The sequence below is a fragment of the Pseudomonas sp. MCal1 genome (assembly GCF_026341415.1).
In the GTDB taxonomy this organism is placed as follows: domain Bacteria; phylum Pseudomonadota; class Gammaproteobacteria; order Pseudomonadales; family Pseudomonadaceae; genus Aquipseudomonas.
Genome location: NZ_JAKUMP010000015.1, coordinates 102,541 through 118,155, shown reverse-complemented (window position 1 = coordinate 118,155; position 15,615 = coordinate 102,541). Strand labels below are relative to the sequence as shown.

Below are 15,615 nucleotides of genomic sequence, written 5' to 3'. Positions count from 1 at the left end.
TTTTTTTCAGGCGTCTTGCAACGCCAGGCTGATCTCGCCAAACCCCGGCCGCGCCAGTACATCCGGCTGACAGCAGCGCTGTTCCAGGGCTTCCAGCACCTGACGCTGTTCATCGCTCAACCCCGAGTCGATGCGCGCCAGCAATTCCCCCAGCAAAATCCCGAACGCCCGCACTTCAAGGCGTTGCAGCGCGCGGGTTTCAGGCGTGTCCGCCGTGGCGTGGAACGATGCCGCACCAAAGTCCCCCAGCAGACAGTCGCCCTGATCGTTCAACAGAATGTTGTGTCCGTAGAGATCGCCATGGGTGATGCCGTGACCGTGCAGATGCCCGGCGACCGAGGCGATGCCCCGGGCAATGCGCAGGGCAACGTCGGCGCTGAAGCGGCAATCGTCGGCATACACATCCCGTGAACAGGATGCCAGGCTCGGCAGCCCGGCCAAATTGCGGAAGCTCGGATCGATCAACTGCATCACCAGGCCTTGCTGGCCATCGGGATGCCGGTCGATGCGACCTTCGACGCGGATCAGGTTCGGGTGCAGCCCGGCGGTGATGCACGCGTTCATTTCATGCAGCGGCGAACCGTCACTGGTCATTTCACCCTTGTACAACTTGACTGCCACGGGCGCGGCCGCCTGATCGGCAGGTTGCCACTGCGCCCGGTAAATGACTCCGGAAGCGCCTTCGCCCAGCCGTTGCTCCAGCTGCAGCGCCGACCAGTCGATCAGGGGCGCGGCATCGAGGGCGGCGGCATCGGCTTCGGTTTCCAGCGGATTACCGGCGTAGGCCAGCCAGGTCAGGCTCGGCAGGGTCAGCAGCCATTGCGGCAGTTCGGTCAGCTGGTTGGCGGCGATGCGGATCAGCTCCAGCCGATGGCACTGGCTCAGTGACGGCGGCAGGGCGCGCAACCGATTGCCGGCGAGCATGAGTTTTTGCAGCAACGGGCGCTCGCCCAGTTCCGTGGGCAGGGTTTCGATGGCGTTGTCGGTGAGGATCAGCCAGCGCAGGTTCGGCGGCAGCGCCGCGCCGGGCACTTGAGTGATCCGGTTGGCCTTGAAACCGATCATCGTCAGCGCCTGGCACTGGCCCAGACACGCCGGCAATTGCGTGAACTGATTGTCGGAGCAGAACAGCACGCGCAGGTGCGTCAGACGGTGCAAGTCATCCGGCAGGCTGCTCAGGGCATTGCCGCTGAGGTTGAGCACTTCCAGCGTTTCGGCCAGGTTGAAAATCTCCGGCGGAAATTCAGTCAGGCCTTCGGCCAGGTCCAGCCGGGTGATGCCCGACAGTTCGCCGGCGCGCAGTTGTGCAAGGGTGTGCATGAGCAGGATCGCTATCGAGAAGGCGCAGAGCGCCGGAAATGGGCCGCATGATAACGGCAAATCAGCCCGGTTCGTGCACTTCGCGCAATTGCCCGAGTCGGCTGCGGGTGCGGGACAGATCGATCGCCTGACCGCCGAGGCTTTCGTGCAACGGGCGTTGGCCGAGCAGGGTCAGGTGTTTGTCCTGATCGTAGAGCACGTCGATCAGGTTGATGAATCGCTGCTGGGCGGCGATCGAGCATTCGCCCAGCTCCGGCAGTTCATCGATGATCCAATGGTCGAAGCGTCGGCACAGTTCCAGATAATCCATCACGGCCGTGGGCTGTTCGCAGAGGTCGTTGAAGGTAAAACCGACGCGCCGGCCTTCGCACAACCGCGCCTGCAAGTGCCGGCTGCCGACCGCCAGCGGCAACGGTGTGGCGTCGAGTGGCGGCAGGTTCAAGGCGAGGCGCTGCGCCGGACTGGCCGGCCAGACGTAATGGCCCTGGGTGAACACCTGATGCTCATGCCGGCGCGCCTGGCTGCGGTAATCGTGCGGGCCGCCGACTTCCATGACCTGCATGCGCGCGTTGATCAGGTCGATCACCGGTTTGAAGCGCGCGTGATACAGCGGGTTGGGCAACAAGCCTTCGGGCGGGTAATTGGAGGTCACCAGCAACAGGATCCCGCGCTTGAACAACGCCTTGAACAATCGGGTGATGAGCATCGCATCGCCGATGTCATGCACATGAAATTCATCGAAACACAGCACCCGACAGTCCATCAGCAGCGCATCGAGGGTGACGGCGAGGGCGTCGTCGCGGTCGCGGTGCTCGAACATGCCTTGATGCAGTTGGGCGAAGAATCCATGGAAATGCAGACGGCGTTTTTGCTGAATCGGCAATGCCTGGAAGAATCCGTCCAGCAACCAGCTCTTGCCTCGCCCGACGGCTCCGTGCAGATACAGGCTGCGCGGGGTTCGCGCAGGCGTGCCAAACATCAGGCCGGCCTGCTGCGCCATGCAATCGATGACCCGTTGCTGGCTGTGGCTGAGGGTGTAGCCCTGGCCGTGGGCCTTTTGCCGGAAATAGTCACGCATCGATTGCGCGCTGGCAGCGCACTGGCCCGCGTTTGTAACGGAGCGTTTGCCGAAGAGATGGCGCAAGGCTGACCAGCGCTGGGTCAGACGCGAACGTTCGGGCGGTCGGGCGGGCACTGCAATCACTCCGTCATCATCGGGCCGGCTCCCCCCGAGCGCGGCGGCGTAGTTTAACCAGACGGGTAGTTTTGCATCCACTGCGCTTTATCGTTTTTCCGGGGAGCAAGCTGCGGCGTGTAGAGGGCAGTGCCTGCACCGTGGGACTGAACGACGGGCAGAATGCGCAATGACAACGCGAGAATCCACACCGACCAGACCACACCGCCCGCTGGAACCTGCCTGGACAATGTGGTGCTGGATGTGGGGTTCTGACCCGGCTAGAAGCTTACGGATTGCTTGAGCATTTTCGCTGCAGGTGTGTCAGTCGGGCTGACCATCGCGTAGTTGTAGCCCTTGCCGGACCAGTACTCGGCCTGCAGATCTCCGTCCTGGCGGCTGCCCCGGGGCAGAAAGGTATTTTTCGGTCCTGGTGGACGCACGTAGAAACTGACCTTGTGCCCGCTCTGGTCTTCATACATCACCATCGCCGCCGGGCCTTCATCGGTGCTCAGCAGACGACCGCTGACCGGTGTAAATCCAGCCGATGTCAGGTCCGGCAGGCGATTGGCCTGAGTGAAGTAACGGTCGAGCCAGCGCTGGATGTCGCCGTCGCCGTTGACCTTGTAGTCCGCCGGCAGAAGCCCTTGCTGGGCGATCAAACGGTAGGCCTGCAAGGCGTCCGTCATCGGTGCCGGGGGATGAAACACGGTCATGTCCCGAGCTTTCCAGCCACCGACACCGCCGAGGCTGACGGCAATCAGCAGCACCGCCGCGCTGGCCCACTGGCGGCGCGACTGGCGCTTGAGTCGCTGACGGATCAGCGACGGATCGAGGTTCGGATTGGCCGGTTGTTGCAAGGCACCGCCGAGGGCAGCGCGCAGGTGCTGGGCATCCTGTTGCCAGGCACGAACCTGCGCCGCTTCGTCCGGATGGCTGGCGAGCCAGGTTTCCAGCACATGTCGGTCGGCCTCGCTGAGCTGGTGGTCGACGTAGGCGTGCAGGTCACGTTCGTTGGGAGGCAGACTGATCATTTGAGTATCCGCAAGGAAGGGCTGCTGATTTCCCCGTCGCTGAGCTGGCGCAGGGCCTGGCGAGCACGGGACAGGCGCGACATCACGGTGCCGGTGGGGACGTCGAGAATCTCGGCGACCTCCTTATAAGTCAGGCCTTCCACCGACACCATCAACAGCAGCGCGCGCTGTTCGGTGGGCAGTCGGTCGAAGACCTGCAAGGTCGATTGGGCAATGACGGTGCGTTCCACCGAGGGCTCGGCGTCATCGCGGCCGGTGAAGAACTCGAGCATCCGCGCATACCGCCGCGAACGCCGATGCGCATCGAGGAACTGCCGGTACAGGATCGAAAACAGCCAGGCGCGCAGATCGCCGTCGGCGCGTTTGTCGCCCCAACTCGACAGCGCCCGCTCCAGGCTGGCCTGTACCAGATCGTCGGCGCTGCTGCCGTTGCGGGTCAACGACACGGCAAAGCGCCGCAATCTGGGAATGATTTCTCTCAGTTGTTCGTCGAATTCGCTCATGAAGTTCTACTAGTCACTACGCTGTGGACTAGGAAGACGTCCGGCATTGGAGGTTATTCCACGTTCTGAAAAATAAATACCGGACCGTGGAATAAATCCCGATGGCGTGCGTCTTGCTGATTCTTCCTACTTGTGGCCGATGGCCCTGGAGTGCTTCATGGTTGATCGCAGCTCATCGCCCGGCGGGCCACAACGCCCGCCACTGAGTGCCGCGAGCCTGGTGTTGCGGCTTGGCGGAATCGCCGTGGTGGTCGCAGCCCTGGCCGGGGCGTTTGCCTACGTTCATGGTTCATTTGACCCACAACGACTGACGCCGAAAGCGTTGGTCGATGTGCTGGAAAAGAACAACGGCGTGCATCCCGGCTTTCGCCGTAATCACGCCAAAGGTGTTTGCGTGATCGGCCACTTCGAGAGCAGCGGTGAGGCTCGCTCGTATTCGGTCGCGCAAGTGTTCAACGAGCCGCGCACCCCGGTGGTCGGGCGCTTTGCGCTACCGGCCGGCAATCCGTACGCACCGGACAGCGCCGTACCGATCCGCAGTCTGGCGCTGCGTTTCACTCAGGCCAACGGCCAGCAGTGGCGCACCGGGATGAACAGCATGCCGGTATTCCCGGTCGGTACGCCCGAGGCGTTCTATCAGTTGCAGCAGGCGCAATCGCCGGATCCCGCCACGGGCAAGCCGGATCCGGCCAAGGTGCCGGCATTTTTTGCCGCACACCCGGAAACCGTGCCGTTTCTGACCTGGATAAAAACCGCCAGACCGTCGGCCAGTTACGCGACGGAAACCTACAACAGCATCAACGCGTTTTATCTGGTGGATGCCAGCGGCAAGAAGCAGGCGGTGCGCTGGAGCATGACGCCTCTGGCCCAGGATGCTGCCGGTGCGACTGCGCCTGAAGGAAGCGACTTCCTTGAGAAGGACCTGGTGCAACGCCTGGCCGAAGGGCCGCTGCGCTTTCAGTTGAACATCACCTTGGCCAACGCCGACGATCCGGTGAACGACGCGAGCAAAACCTGGCCCGCCGGCCGCAAAGTGTTGAACGCCGGCACTCTGGTACTGGAAAAGACCCAACCGCAGCTCAGCGGTGAATGCCGTGACATCAACTACGATCCGCTGGTGCTGCCGGCCGGCATTCAGGGTTCCGACGATCCGTTGCTGGCCGCGCGCTCGGCCGGTTACGCCGATTCCTACCTGCGTCGCACCAGCGAAGTCAGCCAACTGCCGACCGGCAAAAAGGAGGCTCGCCCATGAGCACGCAACCGACTCATTTCAATCCGCTGGCGCGGTTGCTGCACTGGCTGATGGCGTTGATGATCATCGCGATGTTGTTCATCGGTGCCGGCATGGTGACCTCGGTGTCGGCGCGGCATGAATGGCTGATCAATCTGCACAAGCCGCTGGGCATCGCGATTCTGTTGCTGGTGGTCGTGCGCATTCTTGTACGGCTGGGCACCCGTCAGCCGCCGCTGCCAGCGGATCTGCCGGGCTGGCAAGTGCTGGCGGCCAAGGCCTCTCATCTGTTGCTGTACGCGCTGATGCTGGTGTTGCCGCTGCTGGGCTGGGCGATGATCAGCGCGGCGGGGGATCCGGTGATGCTCGGCGCGTCCTTGCAATTGCCGTCGATCGTGCCGGCGGATGCGCAGGTGTTTGCGTTGCTGCGCAAGGCTCACGGGTATCTGGCGTATTTGTTGTTCCTGACCGTGCTGCTGCATCTGGCGGCGGCGCTGTTTCATGGCTGGGTGCGCCGCGACGAAGTGCTCGACAGCATGCTGCGGGGACGCAATCGCGGTTGATTGTGTCAGTCCGACGTGGCGAGGGTGCAAACAGCCTCGCCACGTTTCTGTCCGGCCAGTGATCGCCACCAATAAAGCAACGCGACCATGTTGATTGCGGCACCCAGCCAGCAGACGCCCGGCCATCCTGCCCAGGCGTACATGGCCGTCGAGGCGATCGAGCCCAAGGCGCTGCCAATGGAGTAAAACAGCATGTAGCCGGCGGTCAGTCGGCTCTGCGCCTCCGGGCGGACGCTGTAGATCATGCTCTGGCTGGCGACGTGCACGGCCTGCAAGCCCAGATCCAGGGTGATGACGCCAAGCAGCAGCGCCCACAACGAAGTTTGGGTGAGTGCGATCGGCAGCCACGAGCCCAGCATCAGCAACAGTGACAGACCGCTGACCCACTGTCCCCATCCTCGATCCGCCAGGTGACCGGCTCTGGCGGCGGCGAGTGCGCCTGCCGCGCCGGCGAGTCCGAACAATCCGATTTCGCTGTGGGAAAGCGACAACGGCGGGGCGGACAGCGGCAACACCATCGGCGTCCACAGCACCATGGCGCTGGCGAAGGTGAGCAGCGCCAGGATCGCTCGTCGACGCAGCACCGGCTCCTCACGAAACAGAGTGAACACTGAAGTGATCAGTGCCACGTAATGCGTGTCCGGTCGTGCTTCTTCATCCTTGGGCAATACCCGAAACAGCAGCGCGGCCATCACCAGCGTCAATCCCGCCGACAACAGATAGATCGAACGCCAGCCGGCCAGATCAGCCATGCCGCCCGCTACCGTGCGCGCGAGCAGAATGCCGACGACGATGCCGCTGGTGATCACGCCGACAACCTTTCCGCGTTGCGCGGGGACGGCAAGGGTTGCGGCGTAGGCGACCAGCACCTGGGTGACCACCGCAAGCAGACCGGTCAGGGTGACGCCGGTCAGCAGCCACGCGCTGTTCGGGGCCAGAGCAATCATCAGCAAGGCTGCGGCGGACAACAGCGTTTGCGTGACGATCAGCCGCCGCCGATTGAGCAGATCGCCGAGGGGCACGAGCAATAACAGACCGAGTCCATAACCGATCTGAGTCAAGGTCATGACGATGCCGATGCTGCCCGGCGTCAGACCGAAGGCGTCGGCCATCGCATCCAGCAGCGGCTGGGCGTAATACACGTTGCCCACCGCGAGGCCGCAAGCGATGGCGAAAAGCAGTACGACAGCGTTATCGAGTGTTGCAGTTTTCATGTCCCGGATCCTTTCGGGTTTCAAGTTGAAACTTGATTGACGGTAAGTAATCCAGTTTTGATTTGCAACCTGATTGGGTAAAAGACGGCACAAAAAAAAGATCGCAGACAGGCTGCGATCTTTCGTGAAGTGAAAAACGGGGAGGGATCAGCGCAGGGTGTCGACCATGTCGGCGATGGTGGTCAGCACGTCTTTGCCCAGTTGCTTCGAGCGTTTGCCCGACCAGCCGGTGATCGGGTTCGGCGCGTCGTCGTGATCCTTGAACGGCATTTCCAGAGTCAGCGACAGGCAGTCGAATTTCTGGCCGACGCTGTTGCAGGCCAGGGTCATGTTGGCCTGGCCCGGTTCGTCGCGGGTATAGCCGTACTTGGTCTGGAAGTCTTTGGTGGTGTGTTTCAGGTGACTGCGAAAGTGCTCTTCAAGCTTCTCCAGGCGCGGGGTGTAGCCCGGATTGCCCTCGCAGCCGGCGGTGAACACGTGGGGGATTTCTTCGTCACCGTGTACGTCGAGGAACAGATCGACGCCGTACTTTTCCATCTGCTGCTGTACGAAAAATACTTCCGGGCTGATTTCCTGACTGGCGTTCTGCCAGGCGCGGTTCAGGTCCTGGCCCATGGCGTTGGTGCGCAGGTGGCCGTGGAAGGCGCCGTCCGGGTTCATGTTCGGGACCAGGTACAGATCGGCGCTGGCCAGCAGTTTGTTCAGTACCGGATCGTCATGATGTTCCAGGCGTTCGATCACGCCTTCCATGAACCACTCGGCCATGTGCTCGCCCGGATGCTGCTGGGCGATGATCCAGATCTTGCGGCGACCTTCAGCGCCGGTGCCTTTGCGTAGCAGCTGGATGTCGCGGCCTTCGACGCTTTTGCCGGTGGCCAGCAGTTCGGTGCCGGCCTTGGTCAGCGCCTGTTCGATCAGCCAGTCGTGACGGCCACGGCTGTAAGGTTCGAAGTAGGCGAACCAGGCGTGGGTCTGCTCGGCTTCGAGGCAGAAGCGCAGGCTGTCGCCTTCGAATTGGGTAGGAATACGGAACCAGTTGACGTGGTCGTAGGAAGCGACCGCCTGATAGCCGGTCCAGGCTTTGTTGTAGGAAGACTGGCTGGCGTTGACCAGGCGAAACCAGTGTTCCTGATGGATGTGCAGGCCGCTGGCCTTGAAGTGGAACCACTGGAAATGGGCGCTGCGCGTATCTGGCCGAATTGCCAGAACCGGGTTGAGCGGATTGCTGATGTCGATGACTTGGATGTTGCCGCTGTCGAAGTTTGCGCTGATGTCGAACGAGGATTTGGCCACGGTCATAATCGGTTCCTGAATATGATTTTTATGGCGGCTACTTTACACGCAAGACAGGGGTGAAACCGAGGGAAATTGCGGGGTGTGGCGGGGGGGCGTCCTCCATGACGCGGATGCAGCTTAGTGACTGTGCGATTGATTCTCAAGTGCTGATTGGCATTACTTAGCCCCAATGTGGCCGGGGTCCGCTTGCCAAGCAATATTCTTTTGATATTATCCGCGCCATCGAATTTGCAGCACCCAAAGACTTCATTAGCCTGAAGCCATAAGCCAGAAAACTGGCAAAAAAAGACCCGGCAAAAAGCCGGGTCAAAAACCGTGATTAGCCTGATGAGGAGATAGTCCAGAAGACCGACCTAAGGTCTCTGGTCCATCGACTGATCTCGCGACCAGTTGCTTGCAATAGTAATCATTATCATTTGCAAGTCAAATGTTTTTATCTGCGCGATTGGAAAATTCTTTTCCTTCCGTCCGAACTCCCGTCTTCAGCGAACCGCGCCATCGAGCGAGTGATCAACCATCGCCCGCGCCATGTCCACCATGTGCACGACTGAAAAAGCCAGATCCCGACTCACGCCCTGCAAGCCGTCCGCCGCCTTGAACGCGGTAGCCGCTGCACATCGCAGCAAATCGGAAGCGTGGACCAGGGATTCTTCGCCACTCAGGTTGCTGTTCACACCGAAAAAGCGCTCGTCCACTTCTGGTTCTGACACAGCTGGTTTCAAGTAATAATCCAACGCCCGTTGCGCAGCGGCGCACCCTTGCGGGGAGGTGAAGGTGGTGTCCATTTGCAGATCGGGCAAGTCTTTACTGGTGATGGTCATGGTGAAAGGTCACTCCTTGGTCGATTCAAATCCGTGACTCAAGAATAGTACTATCAGTATTTGTGACCAGAAATTAAATACTACAATATGTGTTTTGCCGGCCGCAGGCATCCACGTATGGTGCCGCACATGGATAAATGGATTGAGTTGGTCAAGGCCAAAATGAGTGAACTCAACGTCACTCAAGTCGAACTCGGCGAGCGCGTCGGCATGTCTCAGGGCGGTATCGGCCATTGGCTGAACAAGCGCCGCGAGCCCGGCATCACGCAGATGAACCGCGTGCTGAAAGCGCTGGGCATGGAGTATCTCGAGGTCGCGGTGGTGATTCGTGAACCGCAGGTCGATGCGGACGACGAAATGCCCCTTGCGCAGAAGTACAACCCTTACTTTCGCTATCCGGTCAGCGAGTGGAATTCGCCGGTCGAGGCCCGTGAGAGCCAGCCAGCGTATTCGAGTGCCAAGGACAAGCGACGTTTCGTGCTGACGGATTACCACGCCCGCGGCCCGGCGTTCTGGCTCACGGTGACGGGTAACGCGATGACGGCGCCCACCGGGCAGAGCATCGGCGAGGGAATGATGATTCTGGTGGACCCGGCACTGGAAGCCGAGCCCGGGAAATTGGTAATCGCCCAGTGGCCGGACAGCGACGAGGCGATTTTCCGCAAACTGATCGAAGAGGGCGGCCAGCGTTACCTGGTGCCGCTCAATCCGACCTGGCCGAAAGCCTTGTTGACCGACGAGTGCCGAATCATCGGTGTCGTGGTTCAGGCAACCGCCAAATACTAGTCAGATCGATCCTCGCCAGGCGTAGGATCGATCCACCTTTCAAGCTTCTTCCAGCTCGACCAGTGCACTGCCTTCGCTGACCATTTCACCTTCCTGGCAATACAGTGACTTGATCACACCGGCGTGGGGCGCGCGAATGCTGTGCTCCATCTTCATCGCCTCAAGCACCACCAATTGCGCACCGGCTTCAACCGATTGCCCGGCCTCCACCAGCACCCGCACAATGCTGCCGTTCATCGGCGCGGTCAGACCGCCCTGATGGCTGTGACTGGCTTCGACAGCGCTGATCGGGTCGTACGTTTCAACGCGTCGCAGCTCGCCGTCCCATTGCAGATACAGAACTTCTCCACGACGAATCGCCCGCAGCTGTCGACGCAGTCCATCGTGCTCGACCACCAATTGCTCGCCGATCAGTTTTGCATTGCCGCCGGCACCGAGCGTCAGCGCTCGATCCTGCCCCTCGCAGCTCAAATGCAGAGTGATTTCGCGAGGCAAACCGGCGCGCAAACCGCTGTGAAGCGCCCAGGGCGAAGCCGGATCATCTGCCCGAGCCATCCCCGGCAAACTCTGCGCAAAAGCCTGCGCCGCCGCATTCCAGAACTCATCACTCAGTGCAGCGGGCGCTGGCAGCAACTGTTCCTGATAGCGCGGAATGAACCCGGTATCCAGCTCCGCCGCCGCAAACGCCGGATGACCGATGATCCGTCGCAGGAAGTTGATGTTGGTTTTCAACCCGCCAATCGCAAACTCATCGAGCATGCTCAGCAGTCGCAAGCGCGCCTGCTCACGATCCTCGCCCCAGGCGATTAGCTTGCCGAGCATCGGGTCATAGAAGGGCGAAACCTCATCGCCTTCCTCAACGCCGCTGTCCACACGGCGCCCCGGCCCGGCGGTGGATTCGCGATACAGATCCAGACGCCCGGTCGCCGGCAGAAAATCATTCGACGGATCTTCCGCATACAGCCGAACCTCAATCGCATGCCCGTTCAGCGGCACTTGATCCTGAGTGATCGGCAACGCTTCGCCACGGGCGACGCGAATTTGCCAGGCCACCAGATCGAGCCCGGTGATGGCTTCGGTGACCGGGTGCTCGACCTGCAAGCGCGTGTTCATTTCCATGAAAAAGAATTCGCCGCGAGCGTCCAGCAAAAACTCCACGGTGCCGGCGCCGACGTAACCGATGGCTTGCGCTGAACGCACAGCGGCTTCGCCCATCGCCCGACGAAGTTCTGGACTCAGGCCTGGAGCCGGCGCTTCTTCGACGACTTTCTGGTGCCGACGCTGAATCGAGCAGTCGCGCTCGTTCAGGTACAGGCAATTGCCATGCTGATCGGCAAACACCTGGATTTCCACGTGACGCGGCTTGAGCAGGTATTTCTCCACCAGCATCCGCGAGTCGCCGAACGACGACTTCGCTTCACGCTGAGCCGAGGCCAGCGCTTCAGCCAACTGGCTGACGTCTTCAACGACCTTCATGCCCTTGCCGCCACCGCCGGCCGTGGCCTTGAGCAGCACCGGGTAGCCGATGCGTTCGCAAGCATCGCGGAAAGTGTCCAGATCCTGGGCTTCGCCGTGATAACCCGGCACCAGCGGCACGCCGGCGGTTTCCATCAACGCTTTTGCGGCGGATTTGCTGCCCATCGCGTCGATGGCCGAGGCGGGCGGGCCGAGGAAGATCAGGCCGGCCGCTTCAATGGCGCGGGCAAACCCGGCGTTTTCTGAAAGAAAGCCGTAACCCGGATGAATCGCCTGAGCGCCGCTGGCCTTTGCCGCCGCGATCAGTTTGTCGATTTGCAGGTAACTGTCGGCCGCTTTGCTGCCGCCCAGATCAACACGGATGTCCGCTTCACGGCTGTGCCGCGCTTCCCGGTCGGTGGCGCTGTGCACGGCAACGGTGGTCAGGCCCAGCGACTTGGCGGTGCGCATGACCCGGCAAGCGATTTCGCCACGGTTGGCCACCAGCAGGGTGGTGAGAACAGGTGCGCTCATCAACGCGGCTCCTTGGTGGTGGTTGCGGCTTGCCAGCTCGGTGGACGTTTCTGCAAAAAGGCCCGCAGACCTTCCTGTCCCTCTGGGCTGACGCGGATGCGGGCGATGGCGTTTTCGGTGTAGCGGCGCAGGGCCGGAGTCAGCGCGCCGTTGCCGACTTCCCGCAGCAAATCCTTGCTGGCGCGCATGGCGGCGGGGCTGTTGAGCAGCAGGTTGTCGATCCATTGCTCGACGCTCTGTTCAAACTCATTCGCTGGATAACTCTCGGACAACAAACCGATTTCCCGCGCCCGCTGCCCGCCGAAACGTTCGGCCGTCAGCGCATAACGCCGCGCCGCGCGTTCGCCGATGGCTTGCACCACGAACGGGCTGATCACCGCTGGCGCAAGACCGATGCGCACTTCCGACAGGCAGAACTGCGCGTCATCGGCGCCAATCGCCATGTCGCAGCAACTGATCAGACCCAATGCACCGCCGAACGCCGCGCCTTGCACCACGGCCACGGTCGGGATTTTCAGTTTGGCGAGGTTGTACATCAGCTCCGCCAGTTCCCGGGCGTCGTCGAGGTTGGTGTGGTAATCGAGTTCGGCCGATTGCTGCATCCAGGCCAGATCGGCACCAGCGCTGAAATGTTTGCCGCGTCCGCGTACCAGCAGAAAGCGCAGGCTGGCGTCGCTGGCGACCTTGTCCAGCGCCAGGATCAGTTCGCGAATCATCTCGGCGTTGAACGCGTTGTTCTTTTCTTCGCGGCTCAGCCACAGGGTCGCGAAACCCCGTGGATCGCTGTGCAATTCGAGGGTGTTGAAGTCGCTCATGAGGTTCTCCCGATCACATCCGGAACACGCCGAAGCGGCTCGGTTCGATAGGCGCGTTCAACGACGCGGACAAGGCCAGGGCCAGCACATCGCGGGTCTGCGCCGGGTCGATGACGCCGTCGTCCCACAGCCGCGCGCTGGAATAGTAGGGGTGACCCTGCTCTTCGTATTGGTCGAGAATCGGCTGCTTGATCTCGCTTTCCTGCTCGGCACTGAACGCCTGACCGCTGCGTTCGGCCTGCTCGCGCTTGACCTGAACCAGCACGCCGGCCGCCTGTTCGGCGCCCATCACGCCGATCCGCGCGTTCGGCCACATCCACAGGAAACGCGGATCATAGGCCCGCCCGCACATGCCGTAGTTACCGGCACCGAAGCTGCCACCGATGATCACGGTGAATTTCGGCACCTTGGCGCATGCCACGGCGGTCACCAGTTTGGCGCCGTGTTTGGCGATGCCACCGGCCTCGTATTTCTGACCGACCATGAAGCCGGTGATGTTCTGCAGGAACAGCAACGGAATGCCGCGTTGGCAGGCCAGTTCAATGAAGTGCGCGCCTTTTTGCGCGGCTTCGGCGAACAGGATGCCGTTGTTGGCGAGGATCGCGATCGGGTAGCCGTGCAGGTGGGCGAAACCGCACACCAGCGTGGTGCCGAACAAGGCTTTGAATTCATCGAACACCGAGCCGTCGACCAGTCGCGCGATCACTTCGCGCACATCGAACGGCTGCTTGGCGTCCGCCGAAACCACCCCGTACAACTCATCGCTGGCGTACAGCGGCGCAATCGGCGTGCGCTGCTGCACTTCGCCGAGCTTGCGCCAGTTGAGGTTGGCGACGCTGCGCCGGGCGAGGGCGAGGGCGTGCTCATCGCTTTCCGCGTAATGGTCGGCGACCCCGGACGTCTTGCAGTGCACGTCGGCCCCGCCGAGGTCTTCGGCGCTGACCACTTCACCGGTCGCGGCTTTCACCAAGGGCGGGCCGGCGAGGAAAATCGTCGCCTGATTGCGCACCATGATCGCTTCGTCGGCCATCGCCGGTACATAAGCGCCGCCGGCGGTGCAGGAACCCATGACCACGGCAATCTGCGGAATGCCCATGGCGCTCATGTTGGCCTGGTTGAAGAAGATCCGCCCGAAGTGTTCGCGATCCGGGAACACTTCGTCCTGACGCGGCAGGTTGGCGCCACCCGAATCCACCAGATAAATGCACGGCAGGCGGTTTTGCTGGGCGATGGTCTGGGCGCGCAGGTGTTTCTTCACGGTCAGCGGGTAGTACGAGCCACCTTTCACCGTCGCGTCGTTGGCGACAATCATGCATTCGACGCCTTCCACACGACCGATCCCGGCAATCACGCCAGCGGCTGGCACGTCTTCGCCATAAACGGCGTGGGCGGCCAACTGGCTGATTTCCAGAAACGGCGAGCCCGGATCGAGCAAGCGGTTGATCCGCTCACGGGGCAGCAGCTTGCCGCGCGAGGTGTGACGTTCCTGAGCTTTCGCGCCGCCGCCCTGAGCCACTTGAGCGAGCAGAGTGTGCAGGGCGTCGACCTGTTCGAGCATCGCCGCGCTGTTGGCGGCGAACTCCGCTGAACGAGGGTTGAGCTGGGTATGCAGGATGGCCATGGACAGCTCCGTTTAGCGGGTTTCGTTGAACAGTTCGCGACCGATCAGCATGCGACGGATCTCACTGGTACCGGCGCCGATTTCGTACAGCTTGGCGTCACGCAGCAGGCGGCCGGCCGGGAATTCGTTGATGTAACCGTTACCGCCGAGAATCTGGATCGCGTCGAGGGCCATTTGCGTGGCGCGTTCGGCGGTGTAGAGGATCACACCAGCGGCGTCCTTGCGTGTGGTTTCGTTGCGCTCGCAGGCCTGAGCCACGGCGTAGAGATAGGCGCGGCTGGCGTTGAGCTGGGTGTACATGTCGGCGACTTTGCCCTGGATCAGCTGGAATTCGCCGATGCTCTGGCCGAACTGCTTGCGGTCATGGATGTACGGCACGATCAGATCCATGCACGACTGCATGATGCCGGTCGGGCCACCGGACAGCACGACGCGCTCGTAATCGAGGCCGCTCATCAGCACTTTTACGCCGCCGTTGAGTACGCCGAGGATGTTTTCTTCAGGCACTTCGACGTCGTCGAAAAACAGCTCGCAAGTGTTGGAGCCGCGCATGCCGAGCTTGTCGAACTTGTTGCTGCGGCTGAAGCCTTTCCAGTCGCGTTCGACGATGAAGGCGGTGATGCCGTGGGGGCCCTTTTCCAGGTCGGTCTTGGCGTAGATCACGTAGGTGTTGGCGTCGGGGCCGTTGGTGATCCAGGTCTTGCTGCCGTTGAGCACGAAACGGTCGCCACGTTTATCGGCGCGCAGTTTCATCGAGACCACGTCGGAACCGGCGTTTGGCTCGCTCATGGCGAGTGCGCCGACGTGTTCGCCGCTGATCAGTTTTGGCAGGTATTTGGCTTTCTGTTCGTGGTTGCCGTTGCGGTTGATCTGGTTGACGCAGAGATTGGAGTGGGCGCCGTAGGACAACGCCACCGAAGCCGAGCCACGGCTGATTTCTTCCATCGCAACGACGTGCGCCAGGTAACCCAGGCCAGCGCCGCCGTATTCTTCCGGCACGGTGATGCCGAGCAGGCCCATGTCACCGAACTTGCGCCACAAATCGGCCGGGAACAGGTTGTCGCTGTCGATCTGCGCGGCACGCGGCGCGATCTCGTTGGCGACGAAGGACTGAACCTGATCGCGCAGCATGTCGATGGTTTCACCGAGGGCAAAGTTCAGGGATGGGTAGCTCATGGTTCACCTTTTGGCTTTTTTGTAGGGTGGGGAGAAGGGCGTTTCAGTTCTCACCTTTACGTTAACGTAAGC

The 15,615-nt window shown here is 61.6% G+C and carries 14 protein-coding genes; 3 read left to right on the top strand and 11 right to left on the bottom strand.

Going from position 1 to position 15,615, the window contains the following annotated elements:
* Positions 1–6 precede the first annotated feature (6 nt).
* From MKZ87_RS23525 to MKZ87_RS23510, 4 genes are all read right to left on the bottom strand, one after another.
* Positions 7–1,320: a leucine-rich repeat-containing protein kinase family protein gene (locus MKZ87_RS23525; protein WP_085703265.1), complete on the bottom strand. Its 1,314-nt coding sequence runs from the start codon at positions 1,318–1,320 to the stop codon at positions 7–9.
* A 61-nt stretch (positions 1,321–1,381) separates the two neighbouring features.
* Positions 1,382–2,515 (bottom strand): cell division protein ZapE, encoded by a 1,134-nt coding sequence (zapE, locus tag MKZ87_RS23520; protein ID WP_085703264.1) that lies wholly within the window; start codon positions 2,513–2,515, stop codon positions 1,382–1,384.
* Between the two features lie 260 nt (positions 2,516–2,775).
* On the bottom strand, positions 2,776–3,528 hold the full coding sequence (locus MKZ87_RS23515) for an anti-sigma factor family protein (protein ID WP_085703263.1): 753 nt from the start codon (positions 3,526–3,528) through the stop codon (positions 2,776–2,778).
* Positions 3,525–4,031, bottom strand: a complete 507-nt coding sequence (locus MKZ87_RS23510; protein ID WP_085699036.1) for an RNA polymerase sigma factor — start codon at positions 4,029–4,031, stop codon at positions 3,525–3,527. The genes MKZ87_RS23515 and MKZ87_RS23510 overlap by 4 nt, the downstream gene beginning before the upstream one ends.
* Positions 4,032–4,188: 157 nt before the next feature.
* Between MKZ87_RS23510 and MKZ87_RS23505 the strand changes: the two genes are divergently transcribed.
* Positions 4,189–5,283: a catalase family peroxidase gene (locus MKZ87_RS23505; protein WP_085703262.1), complete on the top strand. Its 1,095-nt coding sequence runs from the start codon at positions 4,189–4,191 to the stop codon at positions 5,281–5,283.
* A complete protein-coding gene (locus MKZ87_RS23500; protein ID WP_085703261.1) occupies positions 5,280–5,825 on the top strand; it encodes a cytochrome b in 546 nt (181 codons plus the stop codon). The genes MKZ87_RS23505 and MKZ87_RS23500 overlap by 4 nt, the downstream gene beginning before the upstream one ends.
* A gap of 5 nt (positions 5,826–5,830) precedes the next feature.
* On the opposite strand, the gene MKZ87_RS23495 is transcribed toward MKZ87_RS23500, so the two are convergent.
* The 3 genes from MKZ87_RS23495 to MKZ87_RS23485 form a co-directional block, all read right to left on the bottom strand.
* Complete coding sequence (locus MKZ87_RS23495; protein ID WP_085703260.1) at positions 5,831–7,039, bottom strand: MFS transporter; 1,209 nt, start codon at positions 7,037–7,039, stop codon at positions 5,831–5,833.
* A gap of 147 nt (positions 7,040–7,186) precedes the next feature.
* The gene (locus tag MKZ87_RS23490) at positions 7,187–8,338 is read right to left on the bottom strand and encodes a M14 family metallopeptidase (RefSeq protein WP_085703259.1); all 1,152 of its coding nucleotides are present in this window, start codon (positions 8,336–8,338) and stop codon (positions 7,187–7,189) included.
* 479 nt (positions 8,339–8,817) lie between these two features.
* Positions 8,818–9,156 (bottom strand): DUF6124 family protein, encoded by a 339-nt coding sequence (locus MKZ87_RS23485; RefSeq protein WP_085699047.1) that lies wholly within the window; start codon positions 9,154–9,156, stop codon positions 8,818–8,820.
* Positions 9,157–9,285: 129 nt separating this feature from the next.
* On the opposite strand from MKZ87_RS23485, the gene MKZ87_RS23480 reads away from it, so the two are divergent.
* On the top strand, positions 9,286–9,942 hold the full coding sequence (locus MKZ87_RS23480; protein WP_085699254.1) for a LexA family protein: 657 nt from the start codon (positions 9,286–9,288) through the stop codon (positions 9,940–9,942).
* Between the two features lie 39 nt (positions 9,943–9,981).
* Here MKZ87_RS23480 and MKZ87_RS23475 read toward each other — a convergent pair whose 3' ends face one another.
* The 4 genes from MKZ87_RS23475 to MKZ87_RS23460 are packed head-to-tail and all read right to left on the bottom strand — an operon-like array spanning position 9,982 to position 15,543.
* The gene (locus tag MKZ87_RS23475; RefSeq protein WP_085699049.1) at positions 9,982–11,931 is read right to left on the bottom strand and encodes an acetyl/propionyl/methylcrotonyl-CoA carboxylase subunit alpha; all 1,950 of its coding nucleotides are present in this window, start codon (positions 11,929–11,931) and stop codon (positions 9,982–9,984) included.
* Entirely contained in the window at positions 11,931–12,746 is an 816-nt protein-coding gene (locus tag MKZ87_RS23470) for a gamma-carboxygeranoyl-CoA hydratase (RefSeq protein ID WP_085703258.1), read from the bottom strand. The genes MKZ87_RS23475 and MKZ87_RS23470 overlap by 1 nt, the downstream gene beginning before the upstream one ends.
* 13 nt (positions 12,747–12,759) lie before the next feature.
* The gene (locus MKZ87_RS23465; protein ID WP_085699053.1) at positions 12,760–14,367 is read right to left on the bottom strand and encodes a carboxyl transferase domain-containing protein; all 1,608 of its coding nucleotides are present in this window, start codon (positions 14,365–14,367) and stop codon (positions 12,760–12,762) included.
* Positions 14,368–14,379: 12 nt separating this feature from the next.
* The gene (locus tag MKZ87_RS23460; protein ID WP_085699055.1) at positions 14,380–15,543 is read right to left on the bottom strand and encodes an isovaleryl-CoA dehydrogenase; all 1,164 of its coding nucleotides are present in this window, start codon (positions 15,541–15,543) and stop codon (positions 14,380–14,382) included.
* Between the last annotated feature and the right edge of the window lie 72 nt (positions 15,544–15,615).

Excerpts from the sequence above, each read along its gene's own strand:
- MKZ87_RS23525 (WP_085703265.1), bottom strand. The coding sequence starts at position 1,320 with ATGCACACCCTTGCACAACTGCGCGCCGGCGAACTGTCGGGCATCACC.
- MKZ87_RS23515 (WP_085703263.1), bottom strand. The coding sequence starts at position 3,528 with ATGATCAGTCTGCCTCCCAACGAACGTGACCTGCACGCCTACGTCGAC.
- MKZ87_RS23510 (WP_085699036.1), bottom strand. The coding sequence starts at position 4,031 with ATGAGCGAATTCGACGAACAACTGAGAGAAATCATTCCCAGATTGCGG.
- MKZ87_RS23505 (WP_085703262.1), top strand. The coding sequence starts at position 4,189 with ATGGTTGATCGCAGCTCATCGCCCGGCGGGCCACAACGCCCGCCACTG.
- MKZ87_RS23500 (WP_085703261.1), top strand. The coding sequence starts at position 5,280 with ATGAGCACGCAACCGACTCATTTCAATCCGCTGGCGCGGTTGCTGCAC.
- MKZ87_RS23495 (WP_085703260.1), bottom strand. The coding sequence starts at position 7,039 with ATGAAAACTGCAACACTCGATAACGCTGTCGTACTGCTTTTCGCCATC.
- MKZ87_RS23490 (WP_085703259.1), bottom strand. The coding sequence starts at position 8,338 with ATGACCGTGGCCAAATCCTCGTTCGACATCAGCGCAAACTTCGACAGC.
- MKZ87_RS23485 (WP_085699047.1), bottom strand. The coding sequence starts at position 9,156 with ATGACCATCACCAGTAAAGACTTGCCCGATCTGCAAATGGACACCACC.
- MKZ87_RS23480 (WP_085699254.1), top strand. The coding sequence starts at position 9,286 with ATGGATAAATGGATTGAGTTGGTCAAGGCCAAAATGAGTGAACTCAAC.
- MKZ87_RS23475 (WP_085699049.1), bottom strand. The coding sequence starts at position 11,931 with ATGAGCGCACCTGTTCTCACCACCCTGCTGGTGGCCAACCGTGGCGAA.
- MKZ87_RS23470 (WP_085703258.1), bottom strand. The coding sequence starts at position 12,746 with ATGAGCGACTTCAACACCCTCGAATTGCACAGCGATCCACGGGGTTTC.
- MKZ87_RS23465 (WP_085699053.1), bottom strand. The coding sequence starts at position 14,367 with ATGGCCATCCTGCATACCCAGCTCAACCCTCGTTCAGCGGAGTTCGCC.
- MKZ87_RS23460 (WP_085699055.1), bottom strand. The coding sequence starts at position 15,543 with ATGAGCTACCCATCCCTGAACTTTGCCCTCGGTGAAACCATCGACATG.